Origin of the sequence: Thermophilibacter mediterraneus, assembly GCF_900119385.1 — a bacterium.
GTDB lineage: Bacteria > Actinomycetota > Coriobacteriia > Coriobacteriales > Atopobiaceae > Thermophilibacter > Thermophilibacter mediterraneus.
This window is the reverse complement of sequence record NZ_FPKO01000009.1, coordinates 1,145,409-1,167,258: the sequence shown is the minus strand read 5'-3', so window position 1 is coordinate 1,167,258 and position 21,850 is coordinate 1,145,409. Positions and strand designations below refer to the sequence as shown.

The following is a 21,850-nucleotide window of genomic DNA, read 5'->3' as shown; positions in this document are numbered from 1 at the left end:
GTCGTGCCCCAGCCCTGAAAGCTCGGCGACCGCTAGGGCCTTCTCCCGCCTCGGGAGCGCAGCTCCGCCTTCAGGGCTATCGATTTTTTTAGGTACGCCACCTGCGCCTCGAGCCTGCGGACCTCGCGCTCGAGCTCCTCCTCGCGCGTCGCCGGGGCGCCGGGAGCCTTGCGCGGCCTGCCCCTGGGCCTGGGCCGCAGGGCCTCCGCGCCGCCCGCGCGGTAGAGCCGGCACCACTCCTTCAGCGGCGACAGGCTCGCCACCCCGAAGCGCTCCATCGCCTCGGGCTTGGACATCCCGCCGTCGACCACGGCGCTCGCCGCGGCGACCTTCGTCTCGTAGTCGTACCTCGCCTTGCCCGCGCCCATCCTCAGCAGCCCGTCCCTTCCCGCGGCCCGGTAGGTGTACTGCCATTTTCTCACGGCCTCCTCGGGGACGCCGAGGAGGCCGGCAACGGCCGCCCTCCCCAGCCCCCTCGCGAAGAGGTCCGCGGCGCGCCCCCTGAGCGACGTGTCGTGCCTCAAGCGCTGGTCGGTCGACATGAGAAAGCCTCCCATCCCTCGGACTTTACTTTTCAGTCCAAGAAATGGGAGGCAGTTCCACCACGGGGCGCGGGGCCGACTTGACACTGGTGTCCGACTTGACACTGGTGTCAGGGCAAAGTGTCAACTCCCCCGCGCGGGCCGACGGCCGGGGACGGTGCCGGCAACGAAACGGAGCGGATTGCGAAAAAGGGGCCGAATCGGCGGCGTTTTTCGCACGATGCTCCGTCTCGGCGCATGGGGCGAGAAGGACGGTGGGGCCGGGGACGGCGGCAGCTGGATTTATCTACCACAAAATCGGCAACAACTGGGGTTCCAGAGCCGTGGGAACGGTTCCAGGTCCCAGTTGTTGCCGATTTTGTGGTAGACAACTCGGGCAGGGAACGGAGAGGCCCGCGCCCCCAGCGTGTCTGGCTGGGGGCGCGGACCCGGGTGCGGCTCGCTCTCTGCGCGCGGCTACTGCGCCATGCGCATCATCATCGCGGCGACCTCGCCGCGGGTGCAGCCCGCCTGCGGGTCGAGGGCGACGTCGCCCTTGCCGGTGAGGACGCCGGTCGAGACGGCCCACTCGATCGCGCCGGTCGCGTAGTCGGAGACCCTCGACGCGTCGCCGTAGCCGGAGAGGTCGGCGTCTGCCTCGGGGGAGCCGGCAACGCGCCAGAGGACGGTGGCCGCCTCCTCGCGCGAGATCGTGCGCTCCGTTCCGAACGTGTCGCCGTAGCCGGAGAAGATCCCCTCGGACACGCACCACTCGAGCGCGGGGGCGTACCAGCCGCCCGCGTCGACGTCGGTGAACGCGGACAGGTCCGCCTCCGCCTCGGGGCGCCCAGCCCGGTTCCAGAGCATCTGGGCCATCTCGGCGCGGGTGACGTCCGCCACCGGGCCGAGCGACTCGCCGCCCTCGCCGTAGCCGTTGAGCACGCCCTCGGCGACGGCCCAGTCGACCGCGTCGTGGTACCACGCGGACTGGTCGACGTCATTGAAGCCGTGCGTCGGGCAGAGCCCCCCGCCGTCGCAGCCGAAGATCACGGTGACGGTCACCGCGCCGTCGGGCTGCACGAACGTCCACGTGCCGTCGCCGTTGTCGGCGACCGGGACGGCCTCGCCGCCCTCATCCGTCACGGTGACCTCGCGTACCTCCTGCCCGTCATCGGGTACGGGCTCGACGGTGACCTCGTCGCCCTCACCCGGCCGATCGGGCGTCACGACGACCGTGCCGCCTTCGGATTCGGAGACGTTAGGCGGGTACGTCGGGTCCGCGGGCGGGACGTACGGGTTCGCCTTCCAGCTCGCCGTAACCGTCACGTCAGAGGCCGGCATGACAAGCGTGGTCTGGGCAGAAGACGCGTCGGCAAGGGCACCGCCGCCCGAGAGCGCCCATCCGGAGAAGCTATATCCCGGACGAGTCCCCGCATCGAGCGCTACCTCGGCGCCCTTGGGCTGCTCGCTAACCTCCACCCTCCCTTCATAGCCGTAGTCAATCGTCAGGGTATAGGTGAGCGGGCTGATTTCGACCGTACCATCGTCGGCAAGACGGTAGCTTCCGCCGGCCTCATTAAGCGTATCCACGATCTCCTGGGTCACCTGCGCAACCCCGGTGGACCCACACGCAGGCGCTCCCTCGCTCGAGCCGATGCTGCTCACATGATAGTTTTCCGAGAACGACCCGTCGGTCCCGCCAGAAGCCTGCCCTGCAATTGGACCACACGCGCCGCCGCTCACCTGTCCTGTAGAGACGCACCCACGCAAGGCACTTCCCGTACTCGGGCAGGTGATGGACCCAGCGATGCCCCCGGCCTTCCCGCTTTCGCTTCCGTTTGCCACGGTTCCCGAGTTGAGGCAGAAGGAGACGGATGGAGACGAGCCATCATTGCCATAGTCGTAGCTATAGCCGATGACCCCTCCCATGCAGCTCGCATTTCCTGAGACGTTTGACGCGTTGGCGCAATGCTCAATCACGACGCCGTCGGACGCATCTCCAATAACGCCCCCGGCATACCAGCCCATAGCTCCGTTTACTTGCACGGCTCCCCTGTTGGTGCTGCGCTCGACCGAGCACGACCCCTGGCTAGTCTGAACATTGCCGATAACGCCTCCGATTGAGCATGCGTTCCCGTTAGTTATCGTGATGGGCCCGTCATTTGCACACCCGGCTACCCGCGAATCAACAAGCGCGCCAGCAACGCCACCCACGTAAAACGCGTTCGGGATACTAATCTCCACGCTAGAGGCGCAGTCAACCAACGTAGACGAGTCAGCGTAACCAACTACGCCACCAACGCACTGCGCCTTGGTCGCGGCCCCGGTCATTTTCCCCTCCGCAGAGCAGTTCGTCACCTCGGACCCGGAACTGAGCCCGACAATCATCCCTATGTTTACAGTCTGATCGGTGATGTCGTTGACAATTGATCCGCTCACCGTAAGGTTGCATATGTCACCATCGCTAAAGCCAAAGAGACCCACGTTGGTCCACTGCGCATCTCGCTCGATGCTCAACCCCGTGATGCTGTGCCCCGCACCATCAAAGGTGCCGGAGAAGTAGCGCTCGCCATCCCATCCCATGGGGACCCAGTCGATGTCGGTGAGATCGATGTCGGCCGTGAGCACGACGCTGACGTCAGAGACACCGGTATAGGAGCCCTTATTCACTTCCTCGGCGAAGGCAAGGAGCTCGTCAGCGGTACCGATGCTGATGCTCACCGGCCGGGGCTTCTGAGTGACCGTGAGGGTATACGTCCTGGTAGCCTGGCCATCAGCAGCGGTAACGACGACGGAGAACTCGTTCTCGCCCGACTTGAGCGGGACGACAACGGACCAGTCGTTTTGCGCGCCCGCAGGCGTATCGTTAATCCGCACCGTTGCCCCGTCATCGGACGGCACCGCACAAACGGTAACTGACCCTGCCGTGTACTCCACGGCGGTAGAGAAGCTAAGTAGCTGGTTGCTGAAATCGGGTTCGAGCGCATAGCCTTCATCGATGCCAAGCGAGTAGAGGTATGCGTCATTGGTGGCGTCGACCGGCTTAACGGAACCCGTGAGCACGGGCTCGTCGTTGACCATGACCTCATCACCGGTCATGTTCACGACATCGAACCCGGAGGCACCTTGCTCGGCCTTGACCTGCGTCACGCAAAATGGAGCGTCGTATACCCCGCCAGAAATCTCAAATTCGACGGTCCTCTCGCCAGCCTTTACCCCACACTCGGTAAGGGTGACCGCCTCGCCCACATCCGTCAGGATGACCTGCGTCTTCTCGTACGGCTCCTTCCTGAAGGCACCCCGGAACGCAGCGTTATCGAACTCAGCGGTCAGCAGCACGTCAAGTGACACGGTGATCGTCTTCACATTAGAGGCATACAGGAAGCTCTCCGCCACCTTCTTGACGCTCGAGGGGAACGTGAACTCCGTAAGCGCAGATTCGGACAGCGCCATCGAGCCAATGTCCTGAACTCTTGGCAGGGAGACGCTCGTGAGGCTGGAGCAGCACCTGAACGTCCGCTCCCCAAGGGTTATGAGCTCAGGGGCGTCCACCGACACGAGGGCGGTGTACTCGAACGCCTGACGTCCCGTACTCTCGACCCCAGGCATAGTAACTTTCGCCAGACTCGTACAGTTTCTGAACGCATCCTCGCCAATGACCTTCACGCTTTCGGGCAAGACAACGCTCGTGAGCTCCTTGTTATTCTGAAAGGCAAAATCGTCAATCTCCGTCACACCCGCCGGAATGACGACCTCCGCGGCCGTCCCCGTGTACTTCGTGACGACGGTCCCCTCGATCTCCAGCCCCTCTACGTCGTTCACGATCGAAGGGTCGGCGGCAGCCGGCGCGGCAAGGGCCGTCACTGGGTACAGCGTCGCGGGAAGGGCGACGAGCGCAGCCAGGAGGAGCAGTCGCATCACGCACGACGCGGTCCTACGACAACCCCCCCCCCATGATTTTCTTACTCTCGTGCATGGGAACCTCCTTGTCACGACCGACCTGAGCGGACTAGAAATAATGTACCAGCAGCAACAACGCGTACGGGAGGCGTACCGCGTCAACCAACGCGAGCGGCGTCGCCATACGCCCCGACGGTCCGTCTAGCCCGAAACTTGACGCTGTAGCCTGACGCCAGCGTCAACCGCCCAACCCGAAAACGTGACGCACCGCACGCAGCGCGACGAACGACTCACTCCTCGAGGAGGAACTCGCGCAGCAGCGACATGTCAAAGCGCACGAGCCCACGAGCCGCCGTCGTGATGACCCCCTGCTCCATGAGACGCGACCGGTACACTCGCGCGTAGTTGGCCGTCTTTCCCATGCGGCTCGCCGCATCCGCGACGCTGCTCGGCCCTTCTCCGTCGGGTAGCATCGCCCCCAGAAACGCGAGGTCACCCTCGGAGAGCTCCTGGCACGTCTTGCGAACGACGCCAGAGATGAAGTCCTCACGAGCGCGCGCCGCCCCGCGACGCGCGTCCTCGGGCTCGATGCGTGACCGACCGCGAGCCTCCGCCCACATCCTAAAGCCCACGAACTGCATCATGTAGGCAAAGCCGTCCGTCGCTCGGACCGCCTCCGCGAGCGCCCCCTCGTCGATGGCCTTCCCTGCGTCCTCGACGGTCTCGAGAAAGGCGGCTCGCACGTCCGCATCGTCTATGCGTCCGAGCTGGTGCTGCGCCGCACGCCTTAGGAAGGATGCCGACTTGTCCGAGAGAAGCGCCGAAACGCTTGCCGGAAGACCCGCCATGAAGAGCGCCACCCGACGATTCTCCCTGACGAAGTGCTGATAGGTGGACGCAAAGTCTATGAGCTCGTCAAGCGACGGGTCAATCTCGTCAATGGTGATGAGGAGCCCAATCCCCCTCTCCTGAAGCCTGTCGAGCAGACGGTTCATCCTCGTCCGCCAGTTGCCCGATTCCGGGTCGCGATACTCCCACGTCGCCCCAAACAGCACGGGCACGTTGACGGACGTTATCCTGACGCTGGGAGCAGACGACACGAGCTCGTCAGCGGCATCGGTCGCCCGCTCGATGATGTCCTCGAGCATGCCCGGACGGGAGGTGACGTTTGCGGCAACCCATCCGCTCTCGCGGGAATGCGAGGCAAGATAAGCGAGAAGAACCGTCTTGCCCACGCCGCGCGGGCCCGACTTGACATTGATGTCAGGGCAAAGTGTCAAGTCCGCGCGGGGAGGGCTGCGGAGACCGGCGGCCGAGAGCGACTCCGGCACCGAAACAGAGCGATTTGCAAAAACGGGGCCCTCTCGGCAGCATTTTTCGCAAGATGCTCCGTCTCGGCGCAGGGGCGGCGAGAAGCTCCTCGCCCCGCCCCGCGCACAGGGGGAGGGGCCCCTCGCGGGACCCCTCCCCCGTCGGACCTCCCCTCGGAGCGGAGACTACTCCGTCAGGCCGGTCCACTCCTCATAGCGGCCGTCGCGCTCGTACTCGTGCGCGTTGGTGGCCTCGACGATGTCGCGGAACGCGAAGTGCCCCCGCGGCACGTCCTCGAAGAGCTTGAGCTCGCCCATGTGCCCCTCGATCCACGCGCCGTCGGCGACGCGGCCGAGCATGCGGTTGGCGACGGTCGTGGCCTGGGAGCGCGTGATCTGCTGCTCGGGCCCGAACGTGGCGTCCTCGCCCTGGAAGCCGAGGATCCAGCCGTAGCCGACGGCGCCGACCACGTAGTCGCGGTACCACGCGTCCTCGGGGACGTCGGAGAAGATGTTCTCGCCGGTCACCTCGCCGTTGGAGAAGCGCATGGCGATGGCCACGAACTCGGCGCGCGTGATCGGCCGGTCGGGCTCGTAGGTGGTCGGGCTGGTGCCGTTGATCATGCCCAGGGACGCCAGCACGCGGACGGGCTCGGCGTAGAACGCGCCCTCGGGGACGTCCTCGAACGTCACGGGCCTGTCGCCGCCGGACTTGTCGCGCAGGAGGTTGTAGAACATCTGCGCGGCCTCGGCGCGGGTCATCGGGTTCTCCGGGCCGAAGAGCGTGCCGTCGCCGTAGCCGTGCAGGTAGGCGTAGTGGTCGTCGGTATCGAACCACTCGGAGACGCCGGACTCGTCGGGGTCGGCGGGCGCGTTGCCCTCGGTGAACGTCACGGAGATGGTGTGGTCCTCGGTGACGTCACTGAAGGTGTAGGAGCCGCGCGGCCCCACGTTGACGCCGTCGACGATGACGTTCTGGACGGTCCAGCCCTCGTCTGCCGTGATGGAGAAGGACCTCGAGCCGTGGTTCGCCACCGTGACCCTGCCGGACGGGCTAATCGAGCCGCCCTCGCCCGCGGACGCGGTGATGGTGTGGTAGGTGGTCGGCGGGATAACGGGCGTATCGGGCTCGTCCTTCTCCCACGTCAGCACGAACGGCGAGAAGCCACCGGACGCAACGTTAAAGGAGATGCCGTTGTCACCCTTTGTAATACCGACAGTTTCGGGCTTCACGCTGTTGAGATCCTCAATGTCAAAGCCGGAGGATCCACCCGTGCTGTCATCTCGGTGCAGGCCCGGGAAGTGGTAGAGCGTGAAGTCCGTGTTCTTGTCGGTCCCCTCCGGATACGCCCAGTACACCGTAACGGCCCCGCTTGCCTTGACCCACGCGTTGCCATTCATTGTGTCGACAAGATCGAGGTACTTTGCCTCGGAGGTCTCGCTCGTAGCGTTAATCTTCTTGAGAAGGGCATCCGTGCGCTCCGCAGTGTCATCGTCAATGATGCCATCGAAGAGCAGGGCGATTCCGTCGTCAGGGACAGTGACATCGGTGTTGTTGAGCGTATAGGTAGTGCCTGCCGGAGCGGAGACTGCGGCGGTGCCGGGCTCCAGCTTGGCGGCGGGGGCATCTTTAACCGGATATGTGACCTCGTTCGGGCTGCCTGCATCGACCGCTCGAACAGTCAGCGTCCCGGAGTTGACGGAAATGGGATAGGCGGTGCTACTAGGCACATCATCGCTCGCGGTCACCTCGGACAGATTGTTCTCGCCGGGATAGAGGTCAATTTTGTAGGTCGTATAGAGATCAGCCGTCGGCACAAACGCGTCGCTTAGCACCGGCTGGCCGTCCGCGCCCGTATACGTCACACGAACGGGGTCCTGACCTTCAGCTGTCGGCTCAAAGTAGTAGAGCGAATCCTCACCGTCAGTGCCCGCACCGGACGTCGTATCGGCCTTCTCCACGCTCCAAGTCTTCGCGTTGGTCCCCTCACCACTGGTGAAGACAAGAACCTCCGGGTCGATGTTGCTTCCCTTGGGAGCCGTAATCTCGAAGAGCGGATGCGGCAGGGAGCCAGAACCCTCCTCGGTAATCTGCCCATCGGAGCCGACGACGCCCTCATAGCCGTCCTTGCCGCCCTCGTAAACTGTCATGTCGGCAGGGGTAACGGTAATCGCCGGTGATGCGGATGTAGTCAGGAACGCTGCACTTGACCAGTTGTTAATGCTGCTTTCCCGCTCTGCCCAGACATACACCTCAACACTTGGCGACGTATACGAACCTTCTGTCTCCGAATCGGCCGCTATGTCATATACAAGGGTGATTGAGTTGCGGCCCTTGAGCGCCTCTTCCGCGTTATCCGTATACTTGTCGTCCTCATCAATTAACTCGTCCTTGGCAACGAGTCCTATAACGTAGCTTCCGTCATCCTGCCGCACTATCCCATTGTCAGCAATCGTAAAGAACTCACTTTGAACAGTGAGGCAATCGGTGTCGAGCTCGAGATCCTTGGGACTTCGAATGACCAATCGTGCGTGCGCGTTGTCCGAAGCTTCAAGGCCGACACCGCTTGTTGCATCTTGCACATCAAACGACAGGACGTACGTCTGGAAGGTCCCGGAGGGCTTGTCGAAGAGATTGCCCGTAGCCGCCGATTGACCCGCAGATAGCTTCACCTTGGGCGTCTTAGCGCCCGTAGATACACTATCGGGAAAAGTCTGGGCGAGGGCACAGTTCAGCGTCTCTCCAAACGTGGGAATTGAGAGTTCGAGCTTCGAATTAACCGAAGTAAACTCAACAGGATAGGCAACGACGGGGCCATCTGCGTCATCCGCATCCTGCACAAGTAGCACGAACGCGTAGCCGATTTCACTGCCGCCTATCGTCGAGTCCGCATCACCGGGAAGATTCATCGAGAATGAAGCCACAGCAAAACCCGGTGCCGTCTCGAGAACAAATGGGGAGAGGCACTTTCCTGCGCCATAGCCAGATTGCGCGCCCCCTCCAATATATACTCCAACACCGCGCTCTTCTGCCTCTTGCTCAATTGCGGAGTCCTCATCCAGCGTTATTTGCGTAGCCGAAAGCACACTCCCGTCAGATGAAATAATGCCATACGGAAACTGCTCACCATCGACCGCATAAGCATTCGCGGGCGCAATGCCTACGACGCACAGGAACGCCGCCATCAGAACACATGCAATAATGCGTCTCAGCTGTTTCATCGCACATCACCCAACATTCGTTACTCAACATCCGGCTTCTGGAGCGTTGCGCCGTCCGGAATCCAGAGATAGCAGCTCTCCTCCGCAGACGTAAAGCCCAGGTAATAGTCATACTCACCGCCGCCGGCCTTCATCACGGTAATTCTTCCATCGTCAGACACGAGGGAGGGAAGCTGGTCCGGCGTCACCTCTACCATAACAAGATTTTCGCCGTCGGCATTTACCGGAATGCTCTGTTCGAAGAAGCTGTAGTCCGTCCCAGGGTACGTAACCCCCTCTTCCCTCGTTGACCAGAAGCTGCCACCAGTTACCTTAATTCGGTCAGAGGATTTATTCTCCTCAGACATCCCGCTTGTGTCGTACTGTACAAACTGAAGTCCGAAGAGGGGCACCTGCACAGGATAACCCTGATCGAGATCATCGCAGAGAACCGTGTAGTGGTCTGACGCATGACCATTATCAATTACGGTACCCTCACCAATCTCAAGCCATTGACCAGCCTGAACACCCAAGTCAGCACCCAGAATACCCGACGTGGTCACGCGCGTATCTTCAAGCACCACGTGACCGCCGTGCATCCCCGGGGTCACAGTCCAGCTTGACGGCAAAATCGAGCCATTACGATTAAGCTGCGGATCGCTTGCAATGTTAATTCCGCCCTCGCCGGTGTTCGTCAGACTAATCGTGCACCCACTAATCTCCCAGCGACGATACGGGACGAACGTGATTCCCTTGCGATGATTGATTCCGCCGAACATATCGAGGATGCCCTGATTGTCCTCGACATGATTCACGATAATCTCGGTATCCAGAATCTCGTTCTTCTCGTTGGCATTCCAGCCGTCGCAAATCCACAGGCCGGTGTTCCAAGCATTCTGGATATTGATCTTCGAGTCCTTGATGGTGAAGTCATTGCTGTGGAAGCGAATGGCGATATCCGCCTGATCAAGGTTCTCGTCGTTCACGCAGTTAATCCACACGCCGTCGATCGTCAGCCCCGCAAGCGCGGCGTTGTCCTGACGCATGAAGATACCGCTCGTCAGGCAGTCAGAGACCTCGAGCTTGCAGTTCTTGTATGTGGCGCTGGAGTCGAAATAGCTGAGGGCCATGCCACAGTCGTTGTCGGAGAAGTCAAAGATGCTGGTTTCACTGTTCTGGCCACTAATGGTGTAGCCGGACGCTCCACCGGTCTCCATGCCACGATAGAAGCCGTTGGCAGTAAGCGTTTGTCCGTCAGCCAGAGCGACCTCCTGGCCAGAGCCGCTTTCGAGCACGATAGCGCGGCTTGCGGCAATCGTATCCGTTGCGGCATCGGTCCCATTGCCGGTAAGGGTAACATCGTCGTCGATGCTGAGCTTTCCGCCCGACTGGAGCCTGAACAGGTCCATGCCGTCGCCGTCGGTGATGTTCCAGCCGCCACCGGAGAGCGTGGCACCGCTGACCACGAAGGCGTTATCGTAGCCTGTGAGCGCGAGCGTTGCGCCAGGGCCGAACTCGAGCGTCGTATTGGCATTAATGGTGAAGGCGTTACCCGTGCCGTTCATGGTCGCATCACCAGAGACGGTAATCGTGTTTGAGGTGTTATCGACCGTGACGGTTCCGCCCGTGACCTCCCCACTCATTGTGATTCCATCTGCCAGCGCCGTCGCGGGTGCCGCAAACAGCATACCCGCCGCGAGCATCAGGGTCGCGAACAATCTCTTTCTCATGCGTTCCTCCTTGTCGTTCTTCTCGCTCCTTCGGTCATTACGTTTCCTCGAACCTCCTTTCGTCCTTCTCGCTGGCTAAGTGGCGGGCCGGGTCTTCTGCCGGCCCCACGTCAACGACATCCGTCGGATAGCTAAGGCGATAGAAGCTCGCGCACTGCGCGCCGCTGCTCTCGAAGCGCGGCTCCGCGACGATGAGCCCTTCCCCGCGCAGCACGGAGATGGCGATGTCCACGGTGCGCACGCTCTTCTCCACGGCTGCTGCGAGCTCGCGCTTGGACGCGCACAGCCCGCCGTTGAGAGCGGTCTCGCCCGCGATCAGACGAAGAATTGCCTGCTGGCTCTTGGTGAGATGCGGCCTTCCCGCCCCACGGGACCTGGGAGGAGGGGCGACGACGCCCTCTGGACCTCTTGCCCTGCTCGACACCGTCCACCTCCCGCCCGCGGTCGGAAAAGCAGACTTTTTCAGTCACGAGTGTTAAGGTCGCATTCAGGTGTTCATTTTGTGAAGAGCTTGAGAGGGGACACTGACCTAGCTGGGCATTTGCCGAGCGCTGCAACATGCGGGGTACGCTCGGCACCCCGACAAGCCCTCACGGTGACGTCGGTCGAAAAAGTCTACCTTTCTGACCGGGCGCTGACGCGCCTGTTACATTCCGCTCGCACGAGGCTGCGAGGGGTCTTCCTGCTCGCGCCACCTGTCGAACGTCGACCTGCTCACCGAGAGCAGGGAGGCCGCCCTGGTCTTTGAGAGCTCGCCGAGTTCGTAGCTGCACAGCACCTCCCGGTAGTGGTCGGGACGCTCCTTTCGTGGCCGCCCGAACCGCGTTCCGCGCGCGCGGGCCGCGGCGATGCCCTCGGCCTGGCGACGTCGGATGTTCTCGCGCTCGACCTGCGCCACGTACGAGAGCACCTGCAGGACGAGGTCGGAGATGAAACGGCCGGTCACGCCGCCGGCCGCCGCGGGGGCACGGGTGTCCAGCAGCGGCATGTCGAGCACGACGATGTCGGCCCCGAGGTCGTGCGTTATGCGACGCCACTGGGCGATGATCTCCTCGTAGTCCCTCCCCAACCGGTCGATGCTCGACACCACCACGAGGTCGCCGGGAGCCAGCAGACCGACGAGCCTCTGGTAGCTCGGACGATCGAAGTCCTTTCCGCTCATGTGGTCGACGAAGATGTTCTCGGACGAGACGGGGAACGCTCCCAGCGCGTCGAGCTGCCGGTTCACGTTCTGGTCCCTGCTCGACACGCGCACGTAGCCGTAGGTCGCCATGAGGTCTCCTTCCGAAGGGGGTCAGCAGCTGTCAGAGCTGCCATACCCCCATCGGAATGGTTGGCTGGCGAGGAGGCTTGACGCTGGCGTCAGGTCATAGTGTCAACTTGACACTATGACCTGACGGGGACGCGGCCCGCCGACGCCGGCGGGCCTCTGCCCCCTCTCGCCCCGAGTTATCTACCACAAGACTGGTATACAACCGACCCTTGGAACCGTTCCCACGGCTCCGGGGGCCCAGTTGTATACCAGTCTTGTGGTAGATAAACCCACTCATCGACGGACTTCGGGCTCCGCGTGCCCACCCGCGGCCCGCCGGCCCCTCCTTCCTGCCCCCGCGCCGAGGCGGAGCATCCTGCGAAAAACGCCGCCGATTCGGCCCTGTTTTCGCAGTCCGCTCCGTTTCGATGTCGATGCCGTCCCCGGCCGTCGGCCCCCGATGCCCTCCCAGCGAGGACTTGACACTATGACCGACTTGACACTATGACCTGACGCCAGTGTCAAGCCATGCGCATCATCATCGCGGCGACCTCGCCGCGGGTGCAGCCCGCCTGCGGGTCGAGGGCGACTCCGCCCTTGCCGGTGAGGACGCCCTCGGCGACCGCCCACTCGATGGCGCCGGTCGCGTACTCGGACACGCTGGAGGCGTCGCCGTAGCCGGAGAGGTCGGCGTCGGCCTCGGGGCTGCCGGAGAGGCGCCAGAGGACGGTCGCGGCCTCCTCGCGCGAGATCGTGCGCTCGGTGCCGAAGGTGTCGCCGTAGCCGGAGAAGATCCCCTCGGAGACGCACCACTCGAGCGCCGGGGCGTACCAGCCGTCTGACGCGACGTCCGTGAACGCGGACAGGTCCGCCTCCGCCTCGGGCCTGCCGGCCCGGTTCCACAGCATCTGCGCCATCTCGGCGCGGGTGACGTCGGCCACCGGTCCGAGGGACTCGCCGCCCTCGCCGTAGCCGTTCAGCACGCCGTTCTCCACCGCCCAGTCCACGGCCTCGTGGTACCACGCGAGCCCATCCACGTCGGAGAAGCCCTCGGTCGGGCAGGACTCGCCCGAGAGCTGCTCCACGGCAGCATAGGGCAGCGTGTACAGCGCGGCGGACGCGGAGCCTGCGTCGCCGACACGATCGAGGGCGCTCAGATAGATCGTCCCGTCATGGGTCGCGGCGGACGTGGCGACGACTCCCGTGGCGCCACTGGCACCGATCCATGCCGAGGTCGGGATGCTGAGGGTCTCGAGATCGACGTACAGCGTGTCGCGAGTGCCCTCCAGGGACACACTGAACAGGAGCGCGCCGTCCTCAAAGGGGACAAGGGCGACCTTGTCGAGGCTCTGGAGCTCATCGAGGGTGCAGGACGCCGCGCCCTCGATGACGCCGCGGTCCTCGACTGCCCCGCTCACCGGATCGATGACGTACGCATGCAGCTCGTAGGTTGCCGAGGGGTCACCCGCGCCCAGAATCGAGCCGAGCGCATAGATCGCGCCGTCATGTGCAACGGGCGTCGACGGCAGGAAGTAGATGCCCTGGAGCTGCTCGATCTGAAGCACGGTCGCGGAGAGCCCCCCGTCGACGCCGTCCTGGGAGACCAGCGTGTAGCTCGTACCCACAATGCCCGTCTCATCATCATAGAGGGCGGCGCCTACGAGCGCGTAGGCGGTGTCATCGATCGTCGTCGCGCCTACGACCGTCGTCGTGTTCTCCCTCGTGCGGACAGCCGGCGCGCCATCGATGCGCTCCGGGGCCGCAACGCCATCGACGCTCCGATAGGGGCCCCACTCGTCCTTCTCGGCGTTGTAGGTGGCCGAGAACGCGACGACGTCGCCCCCGTCGGTCACGTCAGCCGTGGTGGCGACGAGGTCGTCACCGACAAACGCGTAGGCTATCGAGGACCGCGCGTCCGTGTTGCCTTCGTACCACAGTCCCTCGGGCGCGGCGCAGGCGGTCCAGGCCCCGCTTCCGGGTCGATCCGAGCGGTACAGGTAGGCGCCCCGCGTGTCGGCGAAGTACAGCGCGTCCCCGGCGCTCACCAGGACGCCGGTGGCCTGCTCCGCCCCGTCGCCGGGAAGGTCGTCGGTCCGCGCAAGGTCAAAGGACGCGTCAAGCGCGGGCAGGCCGTAGGAGGCGCGATGGGTGCGGCCGGTCGAGCGGTCGGTCACGTCGATGCGGTGCTCCTTGCCGTCGAAGACGTCGGCGGGCGCCACGAAGGTCAGCTCTCCGTCGTCCTGCTCCGCGCAGGGGACTGCCTCGCCGTCGAGGGCGACGTTCGCGTCGCCGAGGGCGTAGCCGTGCACGGTGAGCGTGCCCGTCGCCGGGTCGGCGTCGACTGACCACGTGTTCGCGCTGACGGCGTCGTCATCGAGCGCCACGTTCCAATCAAAGCGGCCGTCGGTCGCCGTGTGCTTCTCGACGCCCCCATAGGTCGTCGTGCTCAGCGGGACGGTCGAGCCGACCAGCCTGCCGCGCAGCTCGAGCGCACTCTCCTCGGGATGGAGCGCGGCCAGCTGGCCGATGGTGCCCGCCGCCATGGGGGCGGACATGGACGTCCCGCTCATCTCGCCGTAGGGGGCGTAGTCGCTCGTCTCGTCGTCAACGCCCTCGCCGTCCACCAGACCGATGCCGTAGGGCTCGACGTAGAAGGTGACCTTCCCGTCCAGCGGGGCACCGTCGAGGGTCATGAGATCGAGCCAGAAGCAGCCGGTCAGCTGCTCACTCTCGGTGTCGATTGCGACAAGGGACGTTCCGCCGATGGCGCTCTGATCGACGACATACTGGGTGTAGGAGAGCGGATCCTGGAGCGTGACGCTCTCGTCGCCTTGCATGACAGCGAGACCCGGAGTGACGTACGCCAAGGTGTTGGCGGGGGACGATGGGTCGAGGACGCCGCCCGCACCGATCGCGTAGTCCTGCGCCACGTGCGTCGTGCCGACAAACGGGTTGTCGACGCTCCATGTGATCCGCACCGTATACATGACGCTCCCATCCGCCCTGGAGGGGTCGAACGTCACCCTGAGGCCGGGCAGACCATGCCCCGCGTCCGAGACCCGCTCGACGGTGAACGCGTCCTCGACGTCAGGTGAGACGGGGTTCCCGTCGGCATCGTAGATCACGGTCTGGTAGGCGTCCGAATCCATGGAGTAGTCAGAGAAGTCATTCACGTACTCGAGGTCCTCGCCCGAGGCAAGCGACACGCTGGGAGAGAAGTACGCGTGGGCGGCGTCGGTGCTGACGGTAGACATGATGTTGGAGCCCGGCAGCGCGAGGTCGACGTCCGTCTCGTTGTAGTTCGAGAAGGTCGAGAGGGCGTTCACCTTGTTGCTCGAGGCGACGACGACCGCATACGGGCTCTCCAGACCGATGGTCATGCTGGATTCCGCGTCGTTCGTGTCACGGCTGTCGTTGCCCGCGGCGAACACGGACAGGATGCCGAGCCTGCCCGCCTGGTTCACCAGGTAGTCGAACACGGGGAGGTAGCTGCCGGACGACCACGAGTCGTTGACCGCGACGACGTGCTCTCCGGAGAGCGCCGCGCCGATGAGGTACTCGTACGCGGAGACGATGCTGTTCGTGTAAAAAATGCCAGGGACGGCATCGGTGTCGACCCTCAGCGCCATGACCTTGGTGTCGGAGCTCGCGCCCGCGACGCCCTCGCCGTTGTTCTGGACGCCGGCGACGACGCCGGCGCAGTGGGTGCCGTGGGAGGCGAGCGTCGTGGCGCCCGGCGTCGGATCGTCGTCGTTTCCGCCGAAGTCGTAGCCGCACGACCCCGCCTCGCCGGGCAGGCCCTCGATGCCGGGGTTCTTCCACATATGATCGACGAGATCGGGGTGAGAGACGTCGACGCCCGTGTCGATCACGGCAACGACGTTCTCGGCGGTCGCGGGCGCCTCGCCGCGGGCGGCGAGCGCGGCCTCGAGGTCGATGCCCGCGTCCTCGCTCGTCATGTTGTACTGCCACCCGTCGTACAGGGCGTCGTCGGGCGTGACGCCGTCGAGCGTGACGACGTAGTTCGGCTGCGCCGCCACCACGAAGTCGAGCGCCTCGAGCTCGGCGACCAGGTCGTCGGCGTCGGCGCCCTCGCGCTCGACGAGCGCGACGCGCAGGTCGGCGCCGGACGGGACCGCGCCGGAGCCCCCCTCGTCGCTCTGGAGCCTGACGACGCCCTGGTCGAGGGCGCGGTCGACGGCGGAGAAGTCCCACTCCTGGGCGACCTCGAAGCCGGCGCTCGCGAGCTCGTCGGCGTTCGCGGAGTCGAGCAGCCTCACCGAGGCGGCGTCGGAGGCGCGGTACAGGACGATCGCCTGGCCGGGCACGGCCGCCTGGGCGTCCTCGCCGTCATCCGAGGCGGCCCTCGTCATGGCTGCCATCAGGTCCGACGCTGCCGGCACGGCGAGCGCCGCCGAGGGCACGAGCCCGCACGCCAGAACGGCGCCGAGCGCGCACCTGAGCGCCCGGCGTCCGAGGGGAGGTCGCTTCATGCGCGTTCCTTTCCGCTGGGATTCAGATGTCCCCCACTCTACTGCGCGGACGGACCGCGGGCGCGAGCTTTAGACAAACGAGGACGAATTCGAACGCAGCGGAGACCTGGAGCCCCGCGCGCCGCGGGGAGGGACAGAAACGGGGCCGTCCGCGCGTCGCGGACGGCCCCGTTGGCCGGCATCCCTAGGCGCTCCCCCGTCTGCGGCGGGAGGCTCTTCTTGCCAAGGCTCTTATCGCCGAGGTCCTTCTTGCCGAGGTCCTTCTCGCCGGGCCCTACAGGTCGGCCATCGTCTTGCCCACGCCGACGAGGCCCTCGAAGTCGGCCGTGAAGGCGTCCACGGCCGCATCGATGGCGGCGTTCTTGACCAGGCCCTCGATCACGGAGGGGGCCGCCGTCACCGCGCCGACGCCGTAGCGGGCGAGCTCGAGCACCTGCTGGGAGTTCTTGAAGCTCGCGGCGAGCACCTCGCAGGGCAGGTTGTTGGCCTGGAAGATGTCGTGGATCTCCATGGCGACGCCCACGCCGTCAAAGCCCATGTTGTCGATGCGGTTGATGTAGGGGGCGGCGTAGGAGGCGCCGGACTTGGCCGCGAGGAACGCCTGCATGGGGGTGTAGATGGCGGTCGCGGTCACCTTGATGCCCTCGGCGACGAGCTGGCGCATGGCCTTGAAGCCCTCCGGGACGCTCGGGACCTTGGGGAAGGTGTTCTCTCCGAGCTCGGCCACGATGCGCCGGCCGTCGGCGACCATGCCCTCGGCGTCGCGCGCCACGACCTGGGCGTGCAGCTCCATGTCGGGACCGATGATGTCGCGGATCTCGCGCAGGACCTCGAAGGGCTGACGGCCGGACTTGGCCAGGATGGAGGGGTTGGTGGTCACGCCGTCGACGGGGTAGTACTCGACCAGGTGCCTGATCGCGCTGACGTCGGCGTCGTCAATGATGAGCTTCATGCGTGGTTCCTTTCGCTGGGGGTGGAAAAGTGCCTGTCCCTTTTCCACATGTTACAGGGTCTGCTCGGTGCGGGCGATGATGTCGTCCTGGGTGGCGCGGGAGAGCACGTTGAAGAAGGCGGAGTAGCCGGCGACGCGCACGATCAGGTCCTTGTGGCGCTCGGGGTGCTCCTGGGCGTCGATCAGCGTGGCGCGGTCGACGACGTTGTACTGGACGTGGTAGCCGTGCAGGCGGTCAAAGAAGGTGGAGATGAGCATCTCGAGCTTCTGCTTGTTGCGCTCGGAGGCCAGGGTCGCCGGGGTGACCTTCTGGTTGAGCAGCACGCCGCCGGTGATCTTCTCGGTGGGGAGCTTCGAGACCGACTTGAACACCGCGGTGGGGCCGTGGGTGTCGGCGTTGTGCGCCGGGCTGCACCCCTCGGCGAGCGGGTCGTGCGCGTGGCGGCCGTCGGGGGTGGCCATGGTACCCATGCCCTGGCCCACGTTGGCGCTGATCGAGGAGGTGCCGGCGTAGCGGATGCCGCCGACGGGCCCGCGGCCGTGGCGGGTGTTGGGGTACTTGGCGATCTCGTCGATGTAGGAGTCGTAGGCGTCCACGACGAGCTGGTCGACGGAGTCGTCGTCGTTGCCGTACTTGGGGGCGTCGTTGACGAGCATCTGGCGGATGCGCTCGCCCTCCTCGCCCGCGAAGTCGCTCTCGAGGGCGTCGGCGAGCTCGGCCGGCGTGATGCGGCCCTCGTCGAAGACGAGCTTCTTGATCGCGGCGAGCGAGTCGGCCATGTTGGCGATGCCCACCTGGAGGCCCGAGATGAAGTCGTAGACCGCGCCGCCCTCCTTGATGGTCTTGCCGCGGCCGATGCAGTCGTCGGTGAGGGCGGAGCACAGGATGTCGGGCACGTCGCGCTCGGAGGCCTTGTCGATGGCGTTCTCGACGATGACGCTGGCGCGGGTCACCTCGCGCACGGTCTTGTCCCAGGCGTCCATGAGCTCGTCGTAGCTCTTCATGTCGCGGAAGTTGCCGTAGCCCTTGGCGAAGCGCTTGCCCGAGGTCACGTCCACGCCGTCGTTCATGGCCACGAGCAGCATGCGCGGGAAGTTGACGTAGCTCATGCCCGTGCAGCGATATCCCCACTTGCCCGGCACGGCCGTCTCGACGCACCCGATGGCGGAGTAGTTGTACGCGTCCTCCTCGGCGACGCCCCAGTTGATGAACGAGGGGATGATCACCTCGTCGTTGTTGAAGGCGGGCATGCCAAAGCCGAGCTTCACGACCTCGATGCACTCGTCGTAGAACTCCTTGTTGAGGTTGGCGTGGTAGCGCACCGTGAGGTTGGGCTGGGTGAGGCGGGTCTGCGCGACGGAGCGCAGCACGAGGAACGAGAGCGCGTTGACGGCGTCATGCTTGTCGGGGGTCTGACCGCCGATGGTGACGTTCTGGTACATGGGGCTGCCGGCCGAGGAGAAGGTGTGGGCCTGGCTGCGGACCTTGTTGATCGAGAGCGTCTTGATCCACAGGCACGTGAGCAGCTCGAGGGCCTCGTCCTCGGTGATGGCGCCGGAGGCGACGTCGGCCTCGTAGTACGGGAACATGTACTGGTCGAAGCGGCCGTAGGAGAGGCTGTGGCCGTTGGACTCGATCTGCAGGATGAGCTGGATGAACCAGACGGACTGGACTGCCTCGCGGAAGGAGCGGGCCGGCTCGTAGGGCACGCGCTCGCAGGTCTCGGCGATCTGGAGCAGCTCGGCGGCGCGGGCGGGGTCGGCCTCGGAGGCGGCCGTCTCGCGGGCGAGCGCGGCGTAGCGCAGCGCGAAGCGGCGCACGGCGGCGATCACCACGAGAACGGCCTTGTAGAAGACGTACTTGTCGATGGCGTCGGGGTCGGTGAGGTCGAGCGCGCCCTTCAGCTCGCGGACGCGCTCCTCGTAGCCGGCGAGGCCGTCCTTGAGCACGCGGGCGTAGTTGACGGCCAGGTGGGCGTCGCCCGCGTTGAGCTTGCCCTCCATGCCGAAGACGCCGGTCTCCATGTAGACCTGCACCTCGTCGGGCAGAAGGGCCTCGCCGCGGGCGCGCAGGTTGTTGTTCTCCCAGAAGGGCGCGAGCTCGCGGAGCTGGGCCTTGGTCTGGTCGGTGATGTAGAAGACGTCGCCGTCGCGCTTCTCGAAGGTGTCGAGCTCGTCGATCACGAACTCCATGGTGTACTCGGGGAAGATCGGGGCGTTCCTGTTCTTGGTCGCCTGGTTGCCCACGATGAGCGTCTTGTCCTCGATGTAGATGGACATGTTGTCGAGGATCTTCTCGAGCATGAGCGCGCGCTTCATGACGTTGGGCTGGCTCTGGTTGGCGCGGTACGCCTCGGTGGCCAGGACGGCGCGCTCGGCGTCAATGTAGGGCCTCTCGTCGAGCATCTCCTCCCTGAACGCCCGCATGCGCGGCGTGAGCTCTCCGAAGTGGCTCGCGTTGGTCTGGGACATCTGGGACTCCCCTTCTCCTGGGACGTCTTGCCTACAATGATCGTTATATCAGCGAGAAGAACCGCTGTCAATGTTCGTAATACGATTTACTTTCGTTCGTAAGTTCACTACCATTGAGCCGACGATAGGAACCGCTCGCCCGCCCAGCCGCCGACGCAGGAGGAGCCGCCATGCAGTCCGCAACCGTGTTCAACGTCCAGAAGTTCAGCCTCGACGACGGGCCGGGCATCCGGACCGTGGTCTTCCTCAAGGGGTGCCCGCTGCGCTGCTACTGGTGCTCCAACCCCGAGAGCCAGGCCCGGGCGCCCCAGCTCGAGTGGGACGAGAAGGGCTGCGTGGGGTGCGGGGCGTGCCTCGCCGCGTGCCCCGGGGCCCCGGCGGCACAGACGGGCGGAAAGCGCCACGTGGACGTGCGCGCCGTGGACGCCGGGTCCCCCGAGGCCGGCGCCGCCGTCGCGGGCTGCCCCGGGCGCGCGCTCAGCGTGGCCGGGCGCACCCGGACCACGGGGGACGTCCTCGAGGAGTGCATGCAGGACGAGCCCTTCTACCAGCAGAGCGGAGGCGGGGTCACGCTCTCGGGCGGCGAGCCGCTCACCTGGCCGGACTTCTGCGTCGAGCTGCTTGGGATGCTGCGCGAGGCGGGCGTCGACACCAACGTGGAGACCACGGCGCACGTGGCCCCGGCCGACTTCGATCGCGTGTGCGCGCTCCTGGACCACGCCTACATCGACATGAAGCACTGGGACGCCGCGGCGCACCGCGAGGGCACGGGCGTCACCAACGAGCTCATCCTCGCAAACACGCGCCGCGCGATCGAGCGCGGGGTGGACGTGCTCGTGCGCACGCCCGTCATCCCGGGCTTCAACGACTCTGTTGACGACGCGCGCCGCCTCGCCGATCGCCTGCGCGAGGTGGGCGCGACGCGCGTGCAGCTCCTCCCCTTCCACAACTTCGGCGAGAGCAAGTACGACCGGCTGGGGCGCGACTACCGCCTCCACGGCCTGACCAACCTGCACGAGGAGGACCTGGAGGAGTTTCGCCGGGCGTACCTGGACGCGGGGGTCGACGCCTTCTTCTAGGGCACCCCGCCCGACCGCGCACACCCTGCCGTTTCGGGGCCAATCCAGGCTCGGGACGGAGGGTGTGCGCGGTCGGTCGGAGGGGTCTTTCTGAAGCAATTTCGTTCGAAAGCAAATTGAACGGATATACTTTCGTGATACCGTTCAAAGGAGACTGTCATGCCCTCACGCACCAACCGCATCCTCGAGATCCTGACCGAGCGCGAGCGCGTGGAGGTGACCGAGCTCGCCGAGGTGCTCGGAGTCTCGCAGGTGACCATGCGCAAGGACCTCACCGAGCTCGAGCGGCGCGGCCTCATCCGCCGCGAGCACGGGTGGGCCGTGCTCAGGAGCGCCGACAACGTGGAGGGGCGCCTCGCGTACCACTACGAGGAGAAGCGCCGGATCGCCCGCCGCGCGGCGGAGCTCGTGCGCGACGGCGACACCATCATGGTGGAGAGCGGGAGCTGCTGCGCCCTGCTCGTGGCCGAGCTCGCCGCGGCGGGGCGAGACGTCACCGTGGTCACCAACAGCGCCTTCATCGCCGGCTACGTCCGCGACGCCCCCACCGTCCAGGTCGTCCTCCTCGGCGGAATCTACCAGAAGGACGCCCAGGTCATGGTGGGGCCCATGGTGAGGGCGTGCGCCGAGGGCTTCTACGTCGACCTGCTCTTCGCCGGGACCGACGGCTTCTCGACGCGCACCGGCTTCACCAACTCGGACCAGATGCGCGCCCAGGCCGTGCGCGACATGGCGTCGCACGCCGAGCGCGTCGTCATCCTCACGGAGAGCGAGAAGTTCGGGCGCCACGGGACCGTCCCGCTCGCGCTGGGCGAGAAGGACGTCTGCGTGATCACCGACGACCGGATCGGGGCCGCGGTGCGCGACGAGCTCGCCGCGGCCGGCGTCACGACCCTGTGACACGTGATGACACGGGGACGGGGGGATTGTCACCGCTCCG

The 21,850-nt window shown here is 65.2% G+C and carries 12 protein-coding genes; 2 read left to right on the top strand and 10 right to left on the bottom strand.

What is annotated here, in order from left to right:
- Positions 1-32 precede the first annotated feature (32 nt).
- The 10 genes from BQ7106_RS10095 to BQ7106_RS10050 all read right to left on the bottom strand — a co-directional run bounded on the left by BQ7106_RS10095 (position 33) and on the right by BQ7106_RS10050 (position 19,831).
- A complete protein-coding gene (locus tag BQ7106_RS10095) occupies positions 33-542 on the bottom strand; it encodes a helix-turn-helix domain-containing protein (protein WP_072370045.1) in 510 nt (169 codons plus the stop codon).
- 456 nt (positions 543-998) lie between these two features.
- Positions 999-4,439: an S-layer homology domain-containing protein gene (locus tag BQ7106_RS10090; RefSeq protein ID WP_072375085.1), complete on the bottom strand. Its 3,441-nt coding sequence runs from the start codon at positions 4,437-4,439 to the stop codon at positions 999-1,001.
- A gap of 272 nt (positions 4,440-4,711) precedes the next feature.
- The gene (locus BQ7106_RS10085; protein WP_129583850.1) at positions 4,712-5,701 is read right to left on the bottom strand and encodes a P-loop NTPase family protein; all 990 of its coding nucleotides are present in this window, start codon (positions 5,699-5,701) and stop codon (positions 4,712-4,714) included.
- 216 nt (positions 5,702-5,917) lie between these two features.
- Positions 5,918-7,882, bottom strand: a complete 1,965-nt coding sequence (locus BQ7106_RS11060) for an S-layer homology domain-containing protein (protein ID WP_159431287.1) — start codon at positions 7,880-7,882, stop codon at positions 5,918-5,920.
- Between the two features lie 1,091 nt (positions 7,883-8,973).
- Positions 8,974-10,662, bottom strand: coding sequence for a hypothetical protein (locus tag BQ7106_RS10075; RefSeq protein ID WP_072375075.1), 1,689 nt, complete (start codon positions 10,660-10,662; stop codon positions 8,974-8,976).
- A 37-nt stretch (positions 10,663-10,699) separates the two neighbouring features.
- The gene (locus tag BQ7106_RS10925; RefSeq protein WP_129583849.1) at positions 10,700-10,894 is read right to left on the bottom strand and encodes a hypothetical protein; all 195 of its coding nucleotides are present in this window, start codon (positions 10,892-10,894) and stop codon (positions 10,700-10,702) included.
- 414 nt (positions 10,895-11,308) lie between these two features.
- Positions 11,309-11,935 carry a recombinase family protein gene (locus tag BQ7106_RS10065; RefSeq protein ID WP_072375069.1) on the bottom strand — a complete coding sequence of 209 codons (627 nt, stop codon included), beginning with the start codon at positions 11,933-11,935 and terminating at the stop codon, positions 11,309-11,311.
- A 500-nt stretch (positions 11,936-12,435) separates the two neighbouring features.
- A complete protein-coding gene (locus tag BQ7106_RS10060; RefSeq protein WP_072375066.1) occupies positions 12,436-16,407 on the bottom strand; it encodes a S8 family serine peptidase in 3,972 nt (1,323 codons plus the stop codon).
- A gap of 274 nt (positions 16,408-16,681) precedes the next feature.
- Positions 16,682-17,359 carry a transaldolase family protein gene (locus BQ7106_RS10055; protein WP_072375062.1) on the bottom strand — a complete coding sequence of 226 codons (678 nt, stop codon included), beginning with the start codon at positions 17,357-17,359 and terminating at the stop codon, positions 16,682-16,684.
- 51 nt (positions 17,360-17,410) lie between these two features.
- The gene (locus BQ7106_RS10050; RefSeq protein ID WP_072375058.1) at positions 17,411-19,831 is read right to left on the bottom strand and encodes a glycyl radical protein; all 2,421 of its coding nucleotides are present in this window, start codon (positions 19,829-19,831) and stop codon (positions 17,411-17,413) included.
- Positions 19,832-20,001: 170 nt separating this feature from the next.
- On the opposite strand from BQ7106_RS10050, the gene BQ7106_RS10045 reads away from it, so the two are divergent.
- Positions 20,002-20,910 (top strand): glycyl-radical enzyme activating protein, encoded by a 909-nt coding sequence (locus BQ7106_RS10045; protein ID WP_072375055.1) that lies wholly within the window; start codon positions 20,002-20,004, stop codon positions 20,908-20,910.
- Positions 20,911-21,069: 159 nt separating this feature from the next.
- Positions 21,070-21,810, top strand: coding sequence for a DeoR/GlpR family DNA-binding transcription regulator (locus BQ7106_RS10040; protein ID WP_072375052.1), 741 nt, complete (start codon positions 21,070-21,072; stop codon positions 21,808-21,810).
- Positions 21,811-21,850 lie beyond the last annotated feature (40 nt).

Coding starts and splice junctions, on each gene's coding strand:
- BQ7106_RS10095 (WP_072370045.1), bottom strand. CDS start 542: ATGTCGACCGACCAGCGCTTGAGGCACGACACGTCGCTCAGGGGGCGC.
- BQ7106_RS10090 (WP_072375085.1), bottom strand. CDS start 4,439: ATGCGACTGCTCCTCCTGGCTGCGCTCGTCGCCCTTCCCGCGACGCTG.
- BQ7106_RS11060 (WP_159431287.1), bottom strand. CDS start 7,882: ATGACAGTTTACGAGGGCGGCAAGGACGGCTATGAGGGCGTCGTCGGC.
- BQ7106_RS10075 (WP_072375075.1), bottom strand. CDS start 10,662: ATGAGAAAGAGATTGTTCGCGACCCTGATGCTCGCGGCGGGTATGCTG.
- BQ7106_RS10065 (WP_072375069.1), bottom strand. CDS start 11,935: ATGGCGACCTACGGCTACGTGCGCGTGTCGAGCAGGGACCAGAACGTG.
- BQ7106_RS10060 (WP_072375066.1), bottom strand. CDS start 16,407: ATGAAGCGACCTCCCCTCGGACGCCGGGCGCTCAGGTGCGCGCTCGGC.
- BQ7106_RS10055 (WP_072375062.1), bottom strand. CDS start 17,359: ATGAAGCTCATCATTGACGACGCCGACGTCAGCGCGATCAGGCACCTG.
- BQ7106_RS10050 (WP_072375058.1), bottom strand. CDS start 19,831: ATGTCCCAGACCAACGCGAGCCACTTCGGAGAGCTCACGCCGCGCATG.
- BQ7106_RS10045 (WP_072375055.1), top strand. CDS start 20,002: ATGCAGTCCGCAACCGTGTTCAACGTCCAGAAGTTCAGCCTCGACGAC.
- BQ7106_RS10040 (WP_072375052.1), top strand. CDS start 21,070: ATGCCCTCACGCACCAACCGCATCCTCGAGATCCTGACCGAGCGCGAG.